This is a genomic window from Parablautia sp. Marseille-Q6255 (genome assembly GCF_951230155.1).
Classification (GTDB): domain Bacteria; phylum Bacillota; class Clostridia; order Lachnospirales; family Lachnospiraceae; genus Choladousia.
The window spans coordinates 1-1,005 of record NZ_CATNVD010000039.1 but is presented as its reverse complement, the minus strand read 5'-3'; the positions used below and the strand labels follow the sequence as shown (position 1 = coordinate 1,005).

Genomic DNA, 1,005 nt, shown 5'->3' with positions numbered 1-1,005 from the left:
TCTTTCTCCTCTGACAGGCTGTTTTTATACAGCTCCAGATAATGGAATACCTCCTCTATCTCCTCTTGTGCTAATAACTCCAGGATATCTTTCTGCGCTTTTTTGTTATATATTTTCTCTTTTACTGCCTTATTCCTGTGGAACGGGTCTAATTGGAAACAGGTACTTTTGTCTTTCACTTTTTTAATCCAGGAGGCTCCGTCTGCATTCAGGATCCGCTGGCATACTTCATCTAAGTTAAAGGTCTGGGCGATCGCTGCCTCCCGACAGGCATGGAATTCTTTTGCAGGGGAAAATCCAGCCACGACCACCTTGTTTACCAGCTGATATCTGTCCTGACCTGTTTGTTTCCATCCATCGTATGCGATTCCTATTTTTACTTCTGCTTTGTCCTGTCTGGCGTTTTTGCGGTCTTTTCCCTGAAGCTTTATATATACCCCATCTGCTTCTTCAAACAGTACCGGACTTTCTTTCTCTCCACAGACTTTTCCCTGCTTATGGGCTTCTGTCAGTTCTTTTTCTTCTTCACAAACCTTTGCCCCTAATGCCTGTATGACATTCCACACACCCATCGCGCTGATCGTCTGTCCTGTCATTTCGCTCACCTGTGCCGCACAGGCTCTATAAGACTGCTCTGTGATCCCTTTTACAAGAAGCTCCGCCATATTCGTTGAAATGAGACCGATCTGTTCCAGCTCCAGCGTTTCATCCAACAGATACACAAAGTGCCTCCAGCCGTCTTCTTCTGTCACTTCATAAACAGCCCTGTGATAGGTTACTTCTCCATAGACTGTTTTCACGGTGGTCTGGCGCAGCCCCTTATGTCTGTATTTACTCTTATCCCGCTCCTGCATCAGGATCTGGTCATACCGTTCCAAAAACTCCCTCGTAAAGTTTTGACCGATTTCACAGATCCATTTAAAAATATTTTTCTCTAACTGCTTGAATGTTACGCCGTTTTCCTTTATCATTGAACTCATCATACAGACTCCTTATGTTTTTTCT

General features: G+C 44.2%; 1 protein-coding gene. It reads right to left on the bottom strand.

Annotation, left to right across the window (positions count from 1 at the left end; genetic code table 11):
- On the bottom strand, positions 1–983 hold a 983-nt coding region (locus QOX44_RS17980), incomplete at its 3' end, for a UPF0236 family transposase-like protein (protein ID WP_283685207.1).
- Positions 984–1,005 lie beyond the last annotated feature (22 nt).